Here is a 1508-nt window from a genome sequence, read left to right as displayed (position 1 = left end):
CTGCTTTGCCAAGTGTTCAGGTGATGTATCCAATGCGCGGTTAAGGTCATGCATTATCCTCTTTCAAAAATTTTGAGAATAACGGTTCTGAATTTATTAGAACAGGTGGTTTGGTTGAGCGCTTACGCTTGGTGGGGCAAACACTACGATGAACCGATTTATTTGGTCAGCAACTTGGAGCTGCCTGAAGACGCTTGTCGCTGGTATAAAAAACGCTTCAGCATCGAGACCCTGTTTTCGGATTTTAAAGGCCGGGGTTTTCAATTACAAAAGACTGGGCTTGGTGATCCTGAGCGGGTCTCACGCCTGCTTATTGCCGTTTCTTTAGCTTATGTGTGGCTCGTTTATTTAGGCGTTTATGCCATGAAAACCAAATGGTACGCTACTATCCACCGCACCGATCGTTGCGACCTCAGTTTGTTTGAGTTGGGCAAGCGTCTGTTGAGACGGTTTTTAACTAATGGTATACCGCTTCCTCATTTCTGCCTATTTTCAATCATGAAAATATAAGTAATTGGTATTTAAATACTATTATGTAGGTGAAAAAGTGTACGGTAGTGAAACAAAGTTGTGCTAATGTTGATAGTTTGAAGAATTCGATTTCTGCTCCCCTGCGGATATTTACCGCTTCGCACCGGATTTACTCTAGGTTGTTAAAAGCCGCTCATAAAACCAGGTTAACCTCCCCATTCTCAAGGCGCCTCTCCAAAACTCGCCCCGTTAGCTTTGAAAAAAATATTTCATGATTTAGTAATTAAAACAATAGGTTTAGTTCTTTATCACATTAGCATGACTTTATTTTGTTTAGCGCATGTCTCAAAAGTCTCCCTGGGTTACGCCTTGCGCGCATCAAGCCTGTTTAACATTAGATTAATCATCGCGAGATGGACAAATGCTTTGCTGGAGTCGGTACACACTTCGTAGTCTTTGCTCAGGCGGCGGTAACGATAAAGCCAGGCAAAGGTCCGTTCGACGACCCAGCGACGTGGTAACAATTTAAATCCGGAAGTTCCTTGCGGATGAAGGACGACCTCTCGGATGATGCGGAAATAGTCTGCTATCCACTGCATAAATGCTTTTCCGTGGTATCCACCGTCCACCCAAATGCGGCGTATCTTTTTGCAGCTACCGGTCAGTGACTTCAAGATAAGCTTCGCTCCCTCGCGTTCGGTCACATTGGCCGCTGTCACCACAACCACCATACGGAGTCCCAAGGTATCGACGAGGATATGACGCTTGCGTCCTTGGATACATTTAGCGGAATCGTACCCCTTAACTCAAGCCAAGGCTGTTGTTTTAACGCTTTGGCTATCGATAATACCGGCTGTCGGGTGCTTATTCCGTAAGCGCTCAACCAAACCACCTGTTCTAATAAGTTCAGAACCGTTATTCTCAAAATTTTTGAAGAGGATAATGCATGACCTTAACTGCGCATTGGATACATCACCTGAACACTTGGCAAAGCAGCGGAATGACGCAAGCGGCGTATTGCCGACAGCATCGGCTTA

Annotated in this window: 1 protein-coding gene and 2 pseudogenes; 2 read left to right on the top strand and 1 reads right to left on the bottom strand. The window is 45.0% G+C overall.

The window, feature by feature from the left end:
• Positions 1 to 213: 213 nt before the first annotated feature.
• Positions 214 to 310 (top strand): annotated as a pseudogene (locus tag VZ94_RS33390) (transposase); the annotation flags it as partial.
• Between the two features lie 606 nt (positions 311 to 916).
• Here the strand turns inward: VZ94_RS33390 and VZ94_RS20745 are convergent.
• A pseudogene (locus VZ94_RS20745) lies at positions 917 to 1214 on the bottom strand (transposase); the annotation flags it as partial.
• A gap of 203 nt (positions 1215 to 1417) precedes the next feature.
• Here VZ94_RS20745 and tnpA point away from each other — a divergent pair.
• A partial coding sequence (gene tnpA / locus VZ94_RS33385; RefSeq protein ID WP_439097711.1) for an IS66 family insertion sequence element accessory protein TnpA occupies positions 1418 to 1508 on the top strand: 91 nt, incomplete at its 3' end.

Source organism: Methylocucumis oryzae, from assembly GCF_000963695.1.
In the GTDB taxonomy this organism is placed as follows: domain Bacteria; phylum Pseudomonadota; class Gammaproteobacteria; order Methylococcales; family Methylomonadaceae; genus Methylovulum; species Methylovulum oryzae.
Note: the sequence above shows the minus strand (reverse complement) of the source record. Positions and strands in the feature narration are given on the sequence as shown.